16 protein-coding genes are annotated in these 17584 nt (G+C 53.1%); 6 read left to right on the top strand and 10 right to left on the bottom strand.

Going from position 1 to position 17584, the window contains the following annotated elements; translation table 11 throughout:
- The first annotated feature begins 173 nt into the window (after positions 1-173).
- Positions 174-419, top strand: coding sequence for a hypothetical protein (locus A3848_RS00315; protein ID WP_083611824.1), 246 nt, complete (start codon positions 174-176; stop codon positions 417-419).
- 171 nt (positions 420-590) lie between these two features.
- Here the strand turns inward: A3848_RS00315 and A3848_RS00310 are convergent, their stop codons facing one another.
- The 8 genes from A3848_RS00310 to A3848_RS00275 all read right to left on the bottom strand — a co-directional run bounded on the left by A3848_RS00310 (position 591) and on the right by A3848_RS00275 (position 9083).
- Positions 591-1523 (bottom strand): ADP-ribosylglycohydrolase family protein, encoded by a 933-nt coding sequence (locus tag A3848_RS00310; RefSeq protein ID WP_074082867.1) that lies wholly within the window; start codon positions 1521-1523, stop codon positions 591-593.
- An 87-nt stretch (positions 1524-1610) separates the two neighbouring features.
- Positions 1611-2609: a Gfo/Idh/MocA family protein gene (locus tag A3848_RS00305; RefSeq protein WP_074082865.1), complete on the bottom strand. Its 999-nt coding sequence runs from the start codon at positions 2607-2609 to the stop codon at positions 1611-1613.
- 185 nt (positions 2610-2794) lie between these two features.
- Positions 2795-4762, bottom strand: a complete 1968-nt coding sequence (locus tag A3848_RS00300; RefSeq protein WP_074082864.1) for a PTS fructose transporter subunit IIABC — start codon at positions 4760-4762, stop codon at positions 2795-2797.
- Between the two features lie 240 nt (positions 4763-5002).
- Positions 5003-6949 carry a BglG family transcription antiterminator gene (locus A3848_RS00295; protein WP_074082862.1) on the bottom strand — a complete coding sequence of 649 codons (1947 nt, stop codon included), beginning with the start codon at positions 6947-6949 and terminating at the stop codon, positions 5003-5005.
- A gap of 109 nt (positions 6950-7058) precedes the next feature.
- Positions 7059-7409, bottom strand: a complete 351-nt coding sequence (locus A3848_RS00290; protein ID WP_074082860.1) for a DUF1648 domain-containing protein — start codon at positions 7407-7409, stop codon at positions 7059-7061.
- A 47-nt stretch (positions 7410-7456) separates the two neighbouring features.
- Entirely contained in the window at positions 7457-7786 is a 330-nt protein-coding gene (locus A3848_RS00285) for a nucleoside triphosphate pyrophosphohydrolase (RefSeq protein WP_074082858.1), read from the bottom strand.
- A gap of 46 nt (positions 7787-7832) precedes the next feature.
- Positions 7833-8291, bottom strand: coding sequence for a (deoxy)nucleoside triphosphate pyrophosphohydrolase (locus A3848_RS00280; RefSeq protein WP_305953414.1), 459 nt, complete (start codon positions 8289-8291; stop codon positions 7833-7835).
- Positions 8292-8366: 75 nt separating this feature from the next.
- Positions 8367-9083 carry a YceI family protein gene (locus A3848_RS00275; protein ID WP_074082855.1) on the bottom strand — a complete coding sequence of 239 codons (717 nt, stop codon included), beginning with the start codon at positions 9081-9083 and terminating at the stop codon, positions 8367-8369.
- 183 nt (positions 9084-9266) lie between these two features.
- Between A3848_RS00275 and A3848_RS00270 the strand changes: the two genes are divergently transcribed.
- The 4 genes from A3848_RS00270 to A3848_RS00255 all read left to right on the top strand — a co-directional run bounded on the left by A3848_RS00270 (position 9267) and on the right by A3848_RS00255 (position 13471).
- Positions 9267-9947 carry a response regulator transcription factor gene (locus A3848_RS00270; protein WP_074083313.1) on the top strand — a complete coding sequence of 227 codons (681 nt, stop codon included), beginning with the start codon at positions 9267-9269 and terminating at the stop codon, positions 9945-9947.
- Positions 9935-11353, top strand: a complete 1419-nt coding sequence (locus A3848_RS00265; protein ID WP_074082853.1) for a sensor histidine kinase — start codon at positions 9935-9937, stop codon at positions 11351-11353. The genes A3848_RS00270 and A3848_RS00265 overlap by 13 nt, the downstream gene beginning before the upstream one ends.
- Before the next feature lie 95 nt (positions 11354-11448).
- A complete protein-coding gene (locus A3848_RS00260) occupies positions 11449-11943 on the top strand; it encodes a hypothetical protein (RefSeq protein ID WP_074082850.1) in 495 nt (164 codons plus the stop codon).
- A 70-nt stretch (positions 11944-12013) separates the two neighbouring features.
- Positions 12014-13471 carry an amidase family protein gene (locus A3848_RS00255; protein ID WP_074082848.1) on the top strand — a complete coding sequence of 486 codons (1458 nt, stop codon included), beginning with the start codon at positions 12014-12016 and terminating at the stop codon, positions 13469-13471.
- Positions 13472-13676: 205 nt separating this feature from the next.
- Here A3848_RS00255 and A3848_RS00250 read toward each other — a convergent pair whose 3' ends face one another.
- Positions 13677-14234: an SLOG family protein gene (locus A3848_RS00250; protein WP_074082846.1), complete on the bottom strand. Its 558-nt coding sequence runs from the start codon at positions 14232-14234 to the stop codon at positions 13677-13679.
- 122 nt (positions 14235-14356) lie between these two features.
- Complete coding sequence (locus A3848_RS00245; protein WP_074082844.1) at positions 14357-16384, bottom strand: beta-galactosidase; 2028 nt, start codon at positions 16382-16384, stop codon at positions 14357-14359.
- Between the two features lie 119 nt (positions 16385-16503).
- Here A3848_RS00245 and A3848_RS00240 point away from each other — a divergent pair, with 119 nt between their 5' ends.
- Complete coding sequence (locus tag A3848_RS00240) at positions 16504-17340, top strand: AraC family transcriptional regulator (RefSeq protein ID WP_083611823.1); 837 nt, start codon at positions 16504-16506, stop codon at positions 17338-17340.
- Positions 17341-17584 lie beyond the last annotated feature (244 nt).

The raw sequence follows: 17584 nt of genomic DNA, 5'->3' as shown, positions 1-17584 counted from the left end.
CGAAGTCCCTCGAATTGTGTATGATACGATTGATTCTCGAATAATCCTGTAAATGAACAAACGCTATACAGAACACAAAATATAATGCTACATAGAAACTAGACAGCAAAAAAGAGGTCCTTAGTTGTCTGACATCGAGAAGAACGTTTACACCGTAAGAAAAAGCACGGATCGTGCTGGAGATGCTAAGAGAAGAAAAGTCCATATCACAGTTCGCTTCCGAAGCAGGAATTCATACGAGTGTTCTGAATCGCTGGAAAAATGAAGCCACTCAGAACCTTTCACAATTGTTTGTGGATGACCGAAAGGGCATCACCACAATGAAAAAAGAATACGAACAGCAGATCGAAGAACTCATCGCCGAGGTAGGCAAGCTTACCCCTCAATTGTCGTGGCTCAAAAAAAAATCTGGCCGCTAATTTCACCCGAGACTAGCGTCTTCACCTTCTTGAATTTGATACCCCTACTAATGTCATTCCTCCTTTATTATCCATAAAAAAAAAGGAACAGCGATTTGTCCCTTTAAATTAGGCTTATTGGATTCTTTTTTAAAGTGTCCTTTTCCCCAACCCTGATCGCCTGCCCGCGCGTTATTGTCCGCTTCCCGCCCGCTCCGTAAACAAGCGTCCGGCGTAATCACTGATCAGCCCACGTAGGGTAAGCATGTCAGACCACCGCGCAGGGATGCCGCCGAGGCCGTAATATGCTCCGGCAATCTGGCCGTAGACGGCGCCGGTAGTATCAGCATCATCGCCCAGATTAACCGCCAGCAGCGCGCCCTCCTCAAAGCTGGCCGACTGGTGGAACGCCCAAAGGGCTGCTTCCAGCGATTGCACCACGTAACCGGAGCCCTTAATCTCCGGCGGAGCCTTGCGTTGGTAGGAACCGTGCTTAATGTCCAGAATGCTGCCGGACAACATCCCCTCGTGCAGCCAGCCGCCGAAGGCGCCCGGAGCCAGCATCTCCTGCTTGCTCCACCCCTGCAGTCCGGCCAGGATGTAGGCCGCCATCAGGCGGCAGGCATCCACACATTCTGCAGCAGCATGGGTCGTCCGCGAGCTGAGCGCAGCGTACTCTATGGCGGCAGCCGGGTCCTCAGCATAATAGAGGACCACCGGGGCCAGGCGCATAATCGAGCCATTCCCGGCAGCATGCGGATCCTCCGACCCGCTCCAGGCTTCGCCGCTGGCCTCGAAATGCATCAGCGCTGAGCGCGTGGCGTTCCCGATGTCGAAGCACTCTCCCGTGCTGCTCAGGTAGCCTTCGCGGAACCACCGGACATACCGCCGCAGCTGGTCGGCGGGATCAAATCCCCGGGACGCAAGCAGGCTGTCCGCCAGGCACAGCGCCATCGAAGTATCATCTGTCCACTGCCCCGGCTGCAGACTGAACACCCCTCCGCCAACAATATCCTCCAGCGGCGCAAAGGTCCCCGGAGCCTTGAATTCTACGGTGGTTCCCAGCGCATCACCCGCTGCCAGCCCTTGCAGGCAGCCTTGATAACGATCCATATCCAGTGCCATGTTACACCTCCTGCATTCCTCTTCTAAGCATTAACGGGATTCGGTTGCTGAACAGGTAATCATCATGTCCACGTATCTATCCGGGGTTTATTCACCGGGATAGACAAGCCCCCACTCTGCGCGCACCTGATCCAGCAGCTTCAGAATCGCTACTGATTCATCCAGCGTCAGCACCGGGCTCTCCGTTAGTCCCGCCTGCAGGCAGCGTCCCACTTCCTCGGCTTCGAAGGCATACCCGATGGACCCCCGGTCATCCTCAAAGGTCTCCACAAGCTCGCTGCCGACATACAGCTCGGCTGATCTCGGGTTTACAAAAGAGCCTTTAACCACAATATAGCCTTCTGTTCCGAACACATAAGCCTCCTGCAGCATATTCAGGCGTACCCCGCCGTTCAGGGAGGCCGATTTGCCATCGCCATAGGACAGCAGCAGCGAGAAATGCTCATCTACCCCCGTTTCACCCATATGTACAGTGCTGGCTACCTTTTCGGGGTGAGGCCCAAAGATCATGGAGGCAAAGGAAATCGGGTAAATGCCAACGTCCAGCAGCGCCCCGCCGCCCAGTGCCGGGTTCAGCAGACGGCTCTCCGGGTTCCATTCGGTGCGGAAGCCGAGGTCCGCCTTTACCATCCGTACGTCTCCAATCCGCTCTGCGGCGACCCATTCTCTGACCTTAACGTTGGCTGGAATATACCGGCTCCACATGGCTTCCATCAGAAACAGCTTATGTTCGCGGGCATAGGCCACGATCTCCTCAAGCTCGCCGCTGTTCACCGTGAACGGCTTCTCGCAGAGCACCGCCTTGCCGGCACGCAGCGCAAGCAGCGCGTTGTCTTTATGAAAAGGATGTGGTGTCCCGATATAAACCGCATCTACCTCGGGATCATTGACTAAATCTTCATACGTGGCATGGGCTACAGGAATACCGTGATTCTTGGCAAATTCATCGGCGCTTTCCTGATTGCGTGAACCTACAGCATAGGCAATCCCGTTCGATGCATGAGCCAGATCGGTTGCGAACTGGTGTGCGATCCAGCCAGTGCTGAGAATTCCCCATTTCACCTTGTAAGCGTTATCGATTGTCATTGATGAATCCTCCTTGTTTTGTCCATATAGTACTTTTGATTCTATCAAACTATCCCTTGTGAGTACAGGCTCGGCGAGAGCTGCAGACAAACAGGCTGGTGTCCCCTGGATAAGGGATCGCCAGCCTGTATAAGTTCTGTTTAACCAGCAAAGCATAGTAGGGCTCTACTCTTCTACCGGATAAATTAGTGCACCTGCCCAAGTAACTGATAAGCCTCTTCCTTCGTCGTAACCGCAAGAAGCGCTTCTCTGAAATCATCATCCATTAGCTTACGGGACAACATTTGCAGCACCTTCAAATGGGCATTTCCCTTGCTGCTGCGCGGTACGGCAATCATAAATACCAGCTTCGCGTGATTGCCATCCACACTGTTCCAATCCACTCCACCCTGCTTAATGCCAAAAACCACGCTTGGCTTCAGGACCGCATCTGATTTACTGTGAGGAATAGCAATATTCATGCCAATGCCTGTAGAGCTTTCGTCCTCACGGGCCAATATCCCTTCTTTAAAATCACTTGCAGAGCTTATGGCCCCGTTTCTTTCCAGGATTGCAATCATTTCATCAATAACAGCTTCCTTTGTGGTCCCCGCTACATTCAGCTCAATTAGCTCCGGTGTTAAAATATCCGTCAGTTTCTCAAGACGGCCCTGAGTTGTTTCCACGTCAGCAGCTATAGGGGTTTTGGCAGGCTTGACCTGGGGATCATTTCCCAAGCTTTCCGGGGCAACAGCCTCTACTGCTGTACTGTCCGCCACAATAGCAACGTCCCGCTTCAGCAGACTCACCATGACCACTGTTACGGCAGATCCAACGATAACAGCAATGAAAAACATAACAACATGGTCAACGGCCCCCAGCACAGCTACAACCGGTCCGCCATGGGCTACTCTGTCCCCCACATTTCCCAGCATCGCAATTACCGATCCAACCATTGATCCGGCCATGATGCTTGGAATCACGCGCAGCGGGTCCTGGGCCGCAAATGGAATTGCCCCCTCAGTAATACCAAACAACCCCATGGTAAATGTCGCTTTGCCGGCTTCACGCTCGGCAGATGCAAATTTGCGTTTGTTGATCATTGCAGCCAGTCCCATCCCGATAGGCGGAATACAAATGGCTACGGCGATAGGCCCCATAATTTCATAATTCCCTTCACCAATCATGGCCGATCCGAACAGAAAAGCTACCTTATTAACCGGACCGCCCATATCGAAGGAGATCATCGCTCCCAGGATCAAAGCCAGCAGGATTGAGCTTGTTCCCTGCATGCCGGCAAGCCAGCCGGTTAGTACTTCAAACAAATGGGCAATGGGAGATCCGATGACAAAGATAAAGATCAACCCTACAATCAGGGATGAGAGCACGGGGATGATGATAATGGGCATAATCGGCTGCAACGCCCGGCCAACTTTGATTTTGCGGATGCCGAGTGCTACATAACCCGCCAGGAAGCCGGCAATAATCCCGCCGATAAATCCCGCTCCCGCTTCACTGCCATATAAGCTTCCGTTTGCGGCGATAAATCCGCCGACGATCCCCGGAGCCAGCCCTGGCCGATCTGCAATGCTCATTGCGATAAATCCCGCCAGAATCGGCACCATGAAAGTAAATGCAGCAGACCCGATATCCTGAATGTTCTTCCAGATGGAGCCTTCCGGTATCACTAGACCGCCCGGTGTCTTCACACCGCCAATCGTCAATGCGATGGCAATAAGCAGCCCTCCGATGACGATAAAGGGTACCATATAGGAGACGCCATTCATCAAATGACGGTAAATCGGATTTTGTTTCGGTGCTTTTTCACCCGAACGGCTGTCGGAAGAACGAGACTGCGCTTGGTACACAGGCACTTCGCCTTTCATGACCCGCTGAATCAGCTCTTCCGGACGACGGATACCATCCTGCACCCCGACAACTAGCAGCTTTTTTCCGACAAAACGGTCTTTTACTACCGTTTTGTCCGCTGCAATGATTATTCCGTCAGCTTCACGAATTTCCTCCTCGGTCAACGCATTTTCCACGCCGATGGAGCCCTGTGTTTCAACCTTAATTTCAATGCCTAATTTCTTGCCTGCCTTCTGCAGATTCTCAGCTGCCATATAGGTATGCGCAATGCCGTTAGGACACGAGGTTATCGCTAATATTTTCATTTCTATCATCCCTTTCCACTTTTATCAGCGCTTACATTTTTAATTATATCCACCTTATTCCCGGATATCGGACAAACTTTTTACCGGAACTTCCGGAAAAACGGATTAATACCGCCAAAGGCGTTACCATCCCACGCAAGTGCCCAGGTCCAGCCCGCTCCAAAAAAGTGGGATGTCCCAAGCAGCCACTTCCTGGCTTTTTGAGACACCCCTGTACCTAAGTATTATTCAATTTGCAATTTATCTGCCCAGCTTTCGGAGCAGGACCATCGCATCCGTTTCTTTGGCCAACGCGCTGACCAGTGCAGGCTGCTCGCTGATTCGGGACAATTCTCTGAACAGCAGCCGCATTTCTTCCCGTTCATCATGCTTGACCGCCAGCAGGAACACCAGATGCACGGTTTCGGCCCCCCATGACAGCGGGTGCTTCAGCGTAGCAATAACAATAGAAGACTCGCTGATATACTCTGAGCTCCCGTGTGGGATAGCCACCCCTCCACCAATGGTGGTATTAGATAGCTTTTCCCTGGCCAGCACACTTTCCGCATAGCCCTTTTCCGCATATCCCTTCTGTTCAAGAATTCCTGCCAGTTTGGCAATTAACTGTTCCGGATGCTGCGCCTCCTGCTGGGGATAGACCAGAAACGGGGTGGTATACTTTAAAAAGACAGATTCCTCCACCGCATGGTCCGGCTCATCCAACCGCCGAATGGACTGTTCCAGCAAGCGCTCATCCCTGCTTTCCAGAAGCGGAGAGACGATTACATGCTTGATGTCCTCAGGAAGAGCCACAGTTGATATAACCAAATCCACGTCATGCAGGGCGAGATAACCTCTGACCTCTGCTTTGGATAAAGTTGCTCCTACATGCACAGACGGGAATTTGCGTTCCACTTTTGTACGGAGCAATTGAGACATTCCAATGCCCATGTGACACACAATAATAGCCTTTTGCGGTTGCCTCTCACTCTGCTGCAGCCGTTCAACAGAAGCTTGAAAATGCAGAGTGACATAGGCGGCCTCCTCTTCTGGAAACGTTTGCCTTATTGCTTTGCCTGCTGCTTCCATGGCCTCTATAACGCGGTCAAACATGTAGGGATACATCTTTTTGATATCAGCCAGCATGGGATTGGATACCTTCAGGCCATACTGGAGACGGTTAAGGGTAGTGAACAAATGAACCTTAAGTCCATTCAGGAGCACCTGATCACTGGAGAATTCTATCATATTCAGTTCCGACATCCGCTTGACCAGTTGCCTGATCAATTCCGGCAGGAGCGGGTGGCTGTCCGCTAGCAGAGTCCGTCTCCCCTCTGTCTCCTCCTGCCCATAGCGAAACTTTCCGCCAAGCAAATGCAGGGTCAGGTAAGCTGTTTCCTCGCGTGAGAATGAGACTGAAAACAGCTTATGCAGTTGCTGCAAAAACGCTGCAGCCCAAGTGTATTCTTCTTTTTCCTGCAGAAAGGCAATATCCTGTTCCAAGAGCGAAATGGGCTGGTTTAGCTTTGTCCGTTTGACCATCAGCAGAATATGCAGCATCAGCCCTTCGAAGGTTTCATCCGTAAAAAAGAGCCGGTGCTGTTCCTGAAAGATTTTCAATTCATGATTTACAGCCGCAATTTCATGCGATTCAAACTGCTTGCGCATCCATTGTCCCGTAAGTTCAGGGCTGTCAATCAGCTGGTTCAGCCTGGCAAGGGCCAGACGTTTATTTTTTTCGGTGCCTTTAATCATAAGCCCTATGCGGGGCCGGATAATTAACGCTAGATCAAGGTGATGCAGCCAGTGCTCAATCTTCTCCAGATCTCTGCGGATTAACGTTTTGTTCACGTAATACTGAGCAGCAAGATCTTGTGTGGTCACTGGACTGGCGTTCATCAGAAGCCGGTAAGCGATATGCAGCACTCTTTCTTCATCCGAATCATGCTCGGTATCATACTCCTCTGAATACAGCAGCTGAAGCAGAGCAGACTGGTCACCTTCACCCAGCTCCAGATAAATCCCAAGCCCCGGTTTTTTCACAAGTTGTGCTGTGGAATGCTTGTTCATATATTTTTGAATGACCTTCAGATCACTTCGGATGGTTTTGTCCGAGCAGCCGGCCTGATCCGCCAAATCCTGAACCAGCCATAAGCGGCCTGGCTCAGTTAACAAATTCCGAATAATCTCTGTCTGCCTCTTGTTCATTCTGCTCTCCCATAATCAATTTAGTTTAGCCGAAAGGGTTAAGTTCTTTAATCCTTATTATAGCTACAATAGCGGATTGTTAATAAAATTTTGGGGGAAGAGCATACCGCTAGATCATAGCGAGCAGGGCACAGACGCTAATCGCGGCGAACCCGGCCGTGACAAGTAATGTGGCCGCATTCCAGATCCGGTGAATGAACGCCACATTATGGATATAGCTGTTCAGGAATATTTTCCGCAATAAGAATTGAAGCAGCCGCATAAAACCGAAGCCGAACCAGCTGAGCAGACAGAGCAGAGCCACATCCACACTCCATTTATTCACAAACCGGTCAGCCGTGGCCCCGTTGTAGTGAATCGGAACAAAATCGGGCATCCGCGGGTAGAGATAGAAATACAGCACAATCGGTACAATGGCGGCAGCACTGCATAAGAGCATGGTCAGTCTGCTTTTGAACATGAATTGTCAACCTCCTATGGCTTGAACGAGAACCATCCGGTGCGCAGCTAGCTGCCATCCTCTACCCGTAACAGAAAAATACGCTCCTGGAATCCGCCCCGGCGTTCCGCCTTCTCTGCACGGACCTGCTCCAGAACCTCAGGGCTCCCCCCGTGTATGGCTGCCAGCGCCCGAATGACCTCAAGCAGATCCGCCAGTTCTTCAAGTGCCAGCCTGTCGTTGTCTTCACGGAAATACTCCTCCGCTTCCTCACGCAATTTCGCACGCAGCTGGTCTATGTACTCTTCATGCTCCAGTGTTCTTGTGATGCACACATGCCCCCCGGCAGCAATCAGCTCCGGTATGCCGTCACGCACAAGCTTATGGTACTCAGGCAGATGAAACAGCCCCTTCCTATATAAATTCTATCGTCTGTTATCCGGTTTACTGTAATGGATCAAGCAGCCTGTGCACAAAAGGGATATCCGCCGGAGCAAAAGCAAACGCGTCCAGCTCATTCGCGGCCACCCACCGGAAAGCATCATGGTCACTCAGTCTGATTTGGCCTTCCAGAAATTCAGCCTCCCAGGCAATCAGCCTGATCTTGAATCCGCCATAGTCATGCTCATTCACTCCAAAAGCCGCGTAGGGAAGAATTACGATGCTCATCTCCTCCATCAGCTCTCTGCGCAGACAGTCCGGCACCTCTTCGCCGTCCTCCAGCTTGCCGCCCGGGAATTCCCATAATCCGGCCTGCGATTTGCCCTCCCGCCGCCGTGCGATCAGGATTTGCCCTTCTGCATTATGTATAATCGCTGCCGCCACTTCAATCATGGAGCTTCCCTCCTTCAGGCTATAGGTAAAAATATACCCCGGTGCAGCTGGGATATCCAGTAAAAACAAAAAACTCCTCCCGGGGAACCCCAAAGAAGCGGCTGCCGGGAAGAGTCTTAAGCTTATTTTATTGAAGTGTTCCTGTTATTTCGAGAGTACAAGCTCCAGGCGGACCTCGAGATTATTTTCGGTGTCTAACACAATCGAGTGTGGGTTGGCCATGCCGAAATCTTCAAAGGTTACGGTGGTTGTACCCGAGAGCATAAGCTGTCCGCCGCTATATACGGCCTGACTGTCGAAGGTGACATCCTTTGTAATGCCTTTTACGGTCATCGTGCCCTGCAGCTGGACGGGTACCGCCGTGCCTTCCGTCCATTCCGCCGGCAGCTTCGAGAAAGACTTTACGACAAAGGTGGACTGCGGAAATTCTGTTACAGAAAGGAAGTCTGCTCCCTTTACATGCTCGTCTCTCTGGCCGTTGCCGGAATCCAGTGCACTCATCTCCACGGTGCCTTCTCCGGTCATCGCCCCCGCATCGCCCAGATTCACGTTCCAGGTTCCCTTAACTGACGGGTCCACGAAATTGACAGTTTCCTTGGAGGTCGTTACCGACCAGTATACTTTCGAAGTGTCGGCGATGTTCCAGGCACCATTTAATTGCTCTGCTGTAACGGCTGCTCCTGCGGGCGATGCTGCCGCATTCGCTGTGTTCGTACCATTTGCTGCACCTTGCGCCTGTGTCGGAATCACGGACTCGATTTCAACATTATTGCCCAAGCTGTTATTCAAAAAGGTAAATGCGGTGATGGCTCCTACAATAACGACTCCAGCAGCGATGATGGCGATTGTTTTTTTCTTCATCCTGTTTCCTCCATCCAAATGGTTCTGTATTTTCCAGTATGGCTTGTTTCCCATTCTAGCAGAGCAATATGTCGGGAATAAGTCAAAGCACCCCCATCTGTATTGTGGTAAAATTGTCGTAATTTTAACTATATAGAGTGAACTTAAGAATCTAAGTTGCTGTAAGGAGACTGTCTATAGATGATGAAATCGATTCTGATTGTTGAAGATGAGGAGGCCATTGCCCGCGTGCTCAGCGCTTATCTCAAAAAAGCGGGCTTCCAGATCACCCGCGCCGCCGACGGACGCACTGCGCTGGAGGCCTTCGAGGTGGCTCCGCCTTCCCTGATTCTGCTCGATATCCATTTGCCGAATATGGATGGCTTTGAGCTGCTGGGTCTGATCCGTGAGAAAAGCAGCTGTCCTGTGATTATGCTGACAGCCAGAGACTCTATTCACGACCGGCTGGCCGGACTGGACGGAGGGGCCGACGATTACATGTCCAAGCCCTTCATTCCTGAAGAAGTGGTGGCTCGTGTAAATGCGGTGCTGCGGCGCCCCTCCCAGTGGTCCGACGGCAGCCGCAAACGCCATTATGGCGGCCTGTTTATTGATTTTGGCGCACGTTCAGTGTTCCTGAACGGAGCCGAGGTTTCCTTGAGCCCGCGTGATATGTCCGTGCTGCTCTTCCTTGCGGAGCGCCCGAATCAGATCTGTACGCGGGATCAGCTGCTGGAGCATGTGTGGGAGATGGATTATGAGGGAAGTGACAGGGCTGTGGACCTGTCGATCAAAAGGCTGCGCCAGGCCCTGTCGCACTGGCCTGCCGGAGAAGGCGAAATCCGCACGCTTAGAGGAACGGGGTATCAATTATGGACCACCTGAAGTTGAAGAAGCCGCGCAGCACCCACACCTCCATCCTCTCCTACTGGACGGTCCGCTACCTGCTGATTATCGGCACAGGTCTCCTGCTCACCGCACTGGTGACCTTTTGGTGGATTCAGCAGGAGGCGATGAACAACCGGATGCAAACCACCGGTCTGCTCGCGCAGGAGATTGCCGACCGCAGCGTCAATGCGGACGGCAATCTGAATATTTCCCCGGCTCTGAATCAGCTGATCGAGGACCGCAAGCGGTTCTTCAAACTGACGCAGGAAATGTGCGTCATTATTATGGGACCGGAAGGTGAACTGCTGTTCTCCCAGCCGGCGATGACTGACCAGGAGATGCGCTACGAGCTCAACGACAGCCTGAGCGCGGCGCGCAGCCCGGAGTTCAAGTCGGCCGGTGCCCGGATTCAAGGGAACGGCGAAACGCTCGGGCAGGTCGTGGTCCTGCAGTCCAAACGATCCCTGCGGTTCATTCCGCGGGAGGAGATCACCTTCTTCTCGATTCTCATCTTCTTCCTGATCCTCTTAAGCTGGCTGACTATTTATCTCTTGTCCATTAAGCTGGCCAAGCCGATTCAGCGGGTTGCCGCCGCTGCTTCGCAGATCAGCGGCGGTGAATACAACATCATCTTGAAGACGGAGGCCAAGGAGCGGGAAATTCACGAGCTGCTGCTCTCCTTCCAGGAGATGGCGGGCAAGCTTCAGCAGTTCGAGCAGTCCCGGGCGGTGATGCTGGCCGGGGTCTCCCATGAACTTAAAACCCCTGTCACCTCCATCAAGGGGCTGGTGCATGCGGTGCGTGAGGGCATTGTGGAAGGCGAAGAAGCCAGTGAATTCCTCGACATCGCTCTGCTGGAGGCCGGACGGCTGCAGCGGATGGTCGCGGATCTGCTGGATTACAACGCCCTGGCTGCAGGTATTGTCGCCATCCGTCATGACAGGCTGGATGCCGTTCCGCTGCTGGAGGAGGTCGTCTATCAGTGGAAGCTGACCCAGAGCGAGGAGGTATGTGAACCGGTGCTGCAGCTGCCGGAGCAGCCCCTATTCCTCCGGGGTGATCCGCTGCGCATCCAGCAGATTCTCGTCAATCTGCTCAACAATAGCGTACAGGCCAAGGCGACGGGGCATACCCTTCAGCTGACCCTCCGCCTTGAGGCGAATCCGGAGGGATATGCCGTGATTACCGTCACCGATAATGGGCCGGGCATTTCTGAAGAGAACAGCGAGCGGATCTTCGAACCCTTCTTCCGCAGCAGTGACAAACAAAGCACACTCCGGGGCCTTGGACTCGGACTTACCTTCAGCCGGCTGCTTGCCAAAGCCATGGGCGGAAGCCTGCGGCTCGGCGACAGGCCGGAGCAGGGCTGCGCTTTTGTAATCACCCTGCCTCTATGCCGGTAGACCCTTGAGAGTACGATCCGGATTATAGTCCTTGAAGGGAACGGCATGGTATAATCAGGGCGACTGAATTTGAAACCGTAAACCGGAGGCTGCATATGCTTACTTTTGAACAGAAATTGGCTATTCTTGATTCCTACCCCCAGCTGGAGCGGAGAAATGTATCGCTGGGCCGGGTGAACTACCACTATGAGGAAAGCCGCCATGAGAAAAAAACGGTAGCCTTCCATCTGCATCCGAATGGCAACGGGTTTGTGTATGCAGGACTGCTGCGCGGCTATGAGACCGATGATAAAGGCATGGTGAACATACGTGACTACGGGGAGCCCGAACTGCGCAGCCTGCTGGAGGCGTCCATCACCTCACTGTCTATGTATATCCCGGAGGCACCAGCACCTGGCAAGAGAAAGAAAAAGCAGGCTGACGGAGCACAGACACTGTGGACGAATGATGAAGGACATACGCTTACCCTGAAGCCGGAGGATGACCTGTGGTATCTCTACGCCGGACTTCAGCTGGAGATGGCTTTCGAGACGCTTGAAGAAGCTGAGGAATATCTGGCGGAAGAAGGATTTACCCAAGTGCAGGTCTAGGATTCGGGAAGAGCCTGAAGACCCTATAGACAAAAAGGCCATATTCCACAGGGAAAGAAGCGTGAACCGCATGAGTTTTGAAATCGTAGAGGCTACCATTCCGGAGATTCAGGCTGCGCTTGAAACCGGAGAAATGACGTCCAGACAATTAGTCCTCATGTATTTTGAACGTATCGCCGAGCATGACAAAAGCGGGCTGACGGTCAACTCCATTCTGGAGATCAATCCTGATGCCCTGTTCATTGCCGAATCTCTGGATGTGGAACGCTCGCTGCAAGGCCCCCGGGGGCCGCTGCATGGTATACCTGTCTTAGTGAAGGACAATATCAACACCGGCGATAAAATGCACACCAGTGCAGGCTCGCTGGCTTTGGCGGATTCTTTTGCCGGGGAAGATGCTTATATTGTCACCAAGCTGCGCGAAGCTGGGGCCGTCATTATAGGCAAAGCCAATATGACTGAGTTCGCCAATTTCATGACGAACGGCATGCCGTCCGGGTACAGCTCACGCGGCGGACAAGTGCTGAATCCCTACAATATATCCACGCCGACGGGCGGCTCCAGCGCCGGCTCTGCGGTAGCAGTGGCCTGTAATTTCTGCACAGTGTCCGTGGGTACGGAAACCTCCGGCTCCATTCTGAATCCCGGCAATCTCGGCTCCATCATCGGTATCAAACCGACGGTGGGGATGATCAGCCGTTCCGGCATCCTGCCGCTCTCGAATACACAGGATACTGCCGGACCCATGGCACGCACGGTCCGCGATGCGGTACTGCTGCTGAACGCAATGCTGGGTAAGGATGACAGAGATGCCGCCATGGGGACAAGTGCAGGCCGTCTGCATGAGGATTATACCGTCTTCCTCGACCCGAATGGGCTGCAGGGCGCACGGATTGGAATTCCGCGGGATTATTATTTTGAGGAGTTGACCGATGAGCAGCTGGCACTGTTCAACGCCTCGGTGGACCGGATGCGCGAGCTTGGCGCCACCATCATTGATCCGGCAGAGATCCGGACCGCTCGCGAGATCAGTTATTCCTCCGTCGTGCTGAACGAATTCAAAACCTCGCTGAATGCGTATCTGGCCGCTCTCGGCCCGGGAGCCAGAATGCGCACGCTGAAGGATATTATCGACTTCAATCATGCACATCCTATGGAGACCTTGAAATACGGTCAAGCCACCCTGCTGGATGCTGAGTACACCTCCTCCGGCACGTTCACTGAGCCGCAATATCTGCGCGACCGGGCAACGGATCTCCGGCTCTGCAAGGAGCTTGGCATTGACGCCACGATGAAGGAGCATCAGCTTGACGCGCTTCTGTTCCCGGCGGATTTCGGTGCAAGGATCACCTCCAGGGCAGGTTATCCTTCCATCGTTGTGCCTTCCGGCTACACTTCTGCCGGTGCTCCCTTTGGGGTCACCTTCTCAGCGCAGGCTTACCAGGAGCCGGTACTGATCCGGCTGGCATATGCCTACGAGCAGAATTACAAGGTCCGCAAAGCGCCTTCCCTGCAAAGCTTCATATAAACAGAAACGATACCGTCCTTCTGAAGGACGGTATCGTTTCTGTGAAAGAGCCGCTTGTGCTATTCCTCCGCGATGCCCATATGCCGGTTACCTGCATGGGATAGCCCCCAGGTGCGCAGCTCATAGCTGCGGATTCCCGTGAGAATGTACGGATCGCGCTCTGCGATCCGCTCCGCCATTAACAGAACTCATTTGTCTGTCCTCCTTATTCATAGCCGCGCTGGCTCTCCTCATCCGCAATATTCTGGATTTCCTCGGCATGCATCAGATAGAGGCTATAGTTTCCCTCCTCCTGCAGCTTCTGGACCCGCTCTTTCAAGAATTTGGGACTTCCCTCGGCCGCGTCTTCATCATAGAACAGCAGAATCCCGTCGCTTTTGCGCAGCAGCAGGTCATCTCTGGCCCGGAACTGCCAGCTTCCGTCGTATGGAGCATTGCTGACGGCCCCGTAATAATCAGCCCCGGCAATAATCCGGCGGTATTCTTCCTGCTTCTCCTCTTTCCACTTTTCTTCCGGAGCGGCATGTGCTGTGATAATGCCCAGCTTCAGTCCCGGATACTGCTGCTTCAGCTCCAGCACCACTTCACAGGCCCACAGATCCACCCCGTATTGCCCGGGGGTAATGATCCATTCCACCCCTTCCTCGATCAGAGGGATTAGTCTGTTTTTCAGCGCTTTTTTGATATACGGAATCCCCTGATGTTTGCTGTCAAAAATCCCGAGCTCATGCGCGCGGTAGCCTGTTACCAGTAAGGTTGTCATATGCTGCCTCTCTCCTGAACCGTTAATCTTCATATCTCGCTCTATTTCTGCATTATACCATTTTGGGCGTAGAAAAAAGGACGATTCTCCAGGCCTGAAGCCCGGGAAACCGTCCTTTTAGATTATTTGTCTGACAGAATCAGCACGCCACGCCCCGGAACAACGGCCGTGCCGCTGAAGGTCTTGCCTGTCAGCAGATCGGTGCGATGTACGGAACCGATATCGGCACTGAGTTCGCCTTCCTTATGGTTCAGCAGGAACAGATAAGACACACCGTCCTTAACGCGTTGTACGGATTCGATGCCTTCCGGTGCACTGACCAGCGGCCGGATCTCTTGTTCAGTACAGAGGTTCGACAAGAACCCTTGCAGGAAAGCCGCATCCGGACTGGTTGCCACATAATAGGCCTTGCCTTCGCCAAAGCGGTTCACGGTCAGGGCCGGCATGCCTTTGTAAAAGTCAGTGCCATACTCCGCGAGCACTTCTGCGCCTTCAGCGTGAATCAGATCGCACAGTAAATCGCATGGATAGGTGCGGTTCAGCGCTCCCCACTCTTTGCTCATCACGATTTCATTGCTCATTCCCGGCAGCAGCGCATCGATCTCCTCAGCCCAGATGCCGAGTACGCTGCGAAGTTCTCCAGGGTAGCCGCCTACGGTAACCAGATCATTCTCATTTACGATTCCGCTGAAATAAGTCGTAACGAATGTGCCGCCTGCCTTCACGAAGGCTTCTACCTTTTCAGCAAACCCCGGCTTAATCATGTACAGTACCGGTGCAATGACAATTTTGTACTTGGAGAGATCCTCTTCAACACCGATCATATCGGCTTCGATATTCTGCTGATACAGGGCATCATAATATTTATGCACTTCGTTCACATAATCCAGGGCTACGGAAGGTCCGCTCGACAGATCCAGCGCCCAGCGGTTCTCCCAGTCGTAGATAATGCCTATCTGTGCTGCGCTGCGCGCATCCAGAAGCTGGTCGCCCAGCAGCTCCAGCTCTTTGCCGAGCTCAGCACATTCACGGAATACCCGGGTATGCTCATGTCCCACATGCTCAATGACTGCACCATGATACTTCTCGCAGGCCCCAATGGAACGGCGGAGCTGGAAGAACAGCACAGTATCTGCACCGCGTGCTACTGCCTGATAGCTCCACAGACGCATCACGCCCGGACGCTTCAGCGAGTTATACGGCTGCCAGTTCTGCTGGCTTGGCGTCTGCTCCATCAGCATGAACGGCTGACCATGCTTCAGGCCGCGCATCAGATCATGTGTCATAGCCGTATGGCTCACCGGCGTATCCAGCGACGGGTAGTTGTCCCAAGAGATGACATCCATGTGCTTGGCCCACTCGAAATAATCCAGCTCCGGATAGAAGCCCATCAGGTTCGTGGTGACCGGAACATTGGTGCTGTGCTCCTTGATCGCGTCATATTCCAGCTTGTAGCATTCCAGCAGACTGTAGGACATAAATCTGCGGTAATCGAGCGATATCCCCTGGAAGTTGGTCCGGTTGCCATTCCATTCCTCACTCAGCTCACTTGGCACAACAATTTCTTCCCAGTCATAGAAGGTATGTCCCCAGAAACGGGTATTCCAGGCTTTATTGAGAGCATCCAGCGAGCCATAACGGTTCTTCAGCCAGACTCTGAAAGCGGCTTCGGATTGCTCAGAGTAATCGTAGCCGCCATATTCATTGGAGATATGCCAGGCGACCAGACCCGGATGATCCTTGTAGCGTTCAGCCAGCTTGCCCGCAAGTTTGGCCGCGAATTTACGGTAGACCGGACTATTCGGATTGGAGTTGTGGCGTCCGCCGAATTTGCGTTTTCTGCCCTGAACATCCACCCGGGTCACTTCAGGATAGCGGTGAGCCATCCAGGCCGGATGAGCACCGGTGCTCGTCGCCAGACAGACATAGGTTCCATTCTTATATAAACGGTCCATCAATTCATCAAGTCCGGAAAAATCATAGGTATCCTCCGACGGCTGAATGAGCGCCCAGGAAAATACATTGATCGTGGCGACATCAATGCCCGCCAGCTTGAACATCCGTTCATCCTCTGCCCATACAGGCGCGTCCCACTGCTCGGGATTGTAATCTCCGCCGTACCAAATCTTCGCCAATTTATCGTTGATCACTTATTGCACATCCTTTATAGTATAAGTATATTCTTATTGTAAACGTTTGCCGTTTCCCTTTAAATATAAAATTACCGCTGTGTCATATAATAATATGGAACCTACAGGAGTGGATCATTGTGCTTGTGGCAGCACCCCGCAGAATTGTGTTTGGCCAGGAGGGAGGCTATCATCTGCCTATTACTCTGGACAGTATGGGTTATAACCCGGACCAGGAGAAGGTATCCCGGCCGGAAGGCTATCACGCCTATCATTGGCTTCAGACTTCGCAGGGCGAAGGACTGATTCATTTCGAGAATAAAAAGCTTACGCTCGCCGAAGGCAGCGGCGTGCTGCTGCTGCCGGGTACCCCGCACCGTTATCAAGCGCTCTCCGCTGAACCTTGGTGCACCTATTATCTAACCTTCGGGGGAAGCTCCGCCCGGAATATTCTCGATTCGCTGGGGATGAACGCCAACTCTTTTTACCGCTGGGAGAGTGAGGCTCCGCTCCCCCTGATGCTGGAGGAAATGCTCGACCGTTATGATGCCGCAGAGGATATGTTCAGCCTGGGTGCCTCCTCTGATGCCTACCGTTTCCTTCTTACGCTAAGCAAATACGGGCAACTGCATAACAATACCGCCATATCCCGCAATGTGGACAAGGTGCAGCCTTTGCTGAAATGGATGGACAGCCATTATGGCGAGCCCGATATTGGTCTCCACGATCTGGCCTTGCAGTCGGGGGTGTCGGGCCGCTATCTCAACAGCCTGTTCCTGCAAACCTTCGGTCTCTCCCCCTATGCCTACTTCGTCCGCCTGCGTATCCGCAAGAGCAAGGAACTGCTGGTCAGCCAGCCGGATCTCACGGTAAAAGCCATCTCGAAGCGGGTCGGCTTCCGCGACGTCAGCCACTTCGTGGCCACCTTCCGCAAGCAGTCCGGAACGACGCCGGATCAATTCCGGCGGCTGTACTAATGTCCGTTCGTGATCCAGCCCCCCGGCAATAGCCTTGCACACAAACATCAGTTAAACTTTTAGATTATCATGTGGGGTTATGGTCGGAACTACGGGGAATGTTTGGATTTCCTGATTTTATGCCGCTGACCACGGTCAGACTGCTAGTCTGAAGAGTAAGCCGAAAGCGCTGCTGCTCCCTTGGGTCTCCCGCATGATGGACAAAAGGCGCCATCCCGCGGCCTGCGTCCGGGTGCCCGAATTA

The sequence above is a fragment of the Paenibacillus sp. P32E genome (genome assembly GCF_001909085.1).
GTDB classification, from domain to species: Bacteria; Bacillota; Bacilli; order Paenibacillales; family Paenibacillaceae; genus Paenibacillus_AQ; species Paenibacillus_AQ helianthi.
This window is presented reverse-complemented; position numbering and strand designations above follow the sequence as displayed.

What these genes read in the sequence shown, in the direction of transcription:
- A3848_RS00310 (WP_074082867.1), bottom strand. Translation starts at nt 1,523, where the DNA reads ATGGCACTGGATATGGATCGTTATCAAGGCTGCCTGCAAGGGCTGGCA.
- A3848_RS00305 (WP_074082865.1), bottom strand. Translation starts at nt 2,609, where the DNA reads ATGACAATCGATAACGCTTACAAGGTGAAATGGGGAATTCTCAGCACT.
- A3848_RS00300 (WP_074082864.1), bottom strand. Translation starts at nt 4,762, where the DNA reads ATGAAAATATTAGCGATAACCTCGTGTCCTAACGGCATTGCGCATACC.
- A3848_RS00295 (WP_074082862.1), bottom strand. Translation starts at nt 6,949, where the DNA reads ATGAACAAGAGGCAGACAGAGATTATTCGGAATTTGTTAACTGAGCCA.
- A3848_RS00290 (WP_074082860.1), bottom strand. Translation starts at nt 7,409, where the DNA reads ATGTTCAAAAGCAGACTGACCATGCTCTTATGCAGTGCTGCCGCCATT.
- A3848_RS00275 (WP_074082855.1), bottom strand. Translation starts at nt 9,083, where the DNA reads ATGAAGAAAAAAACAATCGCCATCATCGCTGCTGGAGTCGTTATTGTA.
- A3848_RS00270 (WP_074083313.1), top strand. Translation starts at nt 9,267, where the DNA reads ATGAAATCGATTCTGATTGTTGAAGATGAGGAGGCCATTGCCCGCGTG.
- A3848_RS00265 (WP_074082853.1), top strand. Translation starts at nt 9,935, where the DNA reads ATGGACCACCTGAAGTTGAAGAAGCCGCGCAGCACCCACACCTCCATC.
- A3848_RS00260 (WP_074082850.1), top strand. Translation starts at nt 11,449, where the DNA reads ATGCTTACTTTTGAACAGAAATTGGCTATTCTTGATTCCTACCCCCAG.
- A3848_RS00255 (WP_074082848.1), top strand. Translation starts at nt 12,014, where the DNA reads ATGAGTTTTGAAATCGTAGAGGCTACCATTCCGGAGATTCAGGCTGCG.
- A3848_RS00250 (WP_074082846.1), bottom strand. Translation starts at nt 14,234, where the DNA reads ATGACAACCTTACTGGTAACAGGCTACCGCGCGCATGAGCTCGGGATT.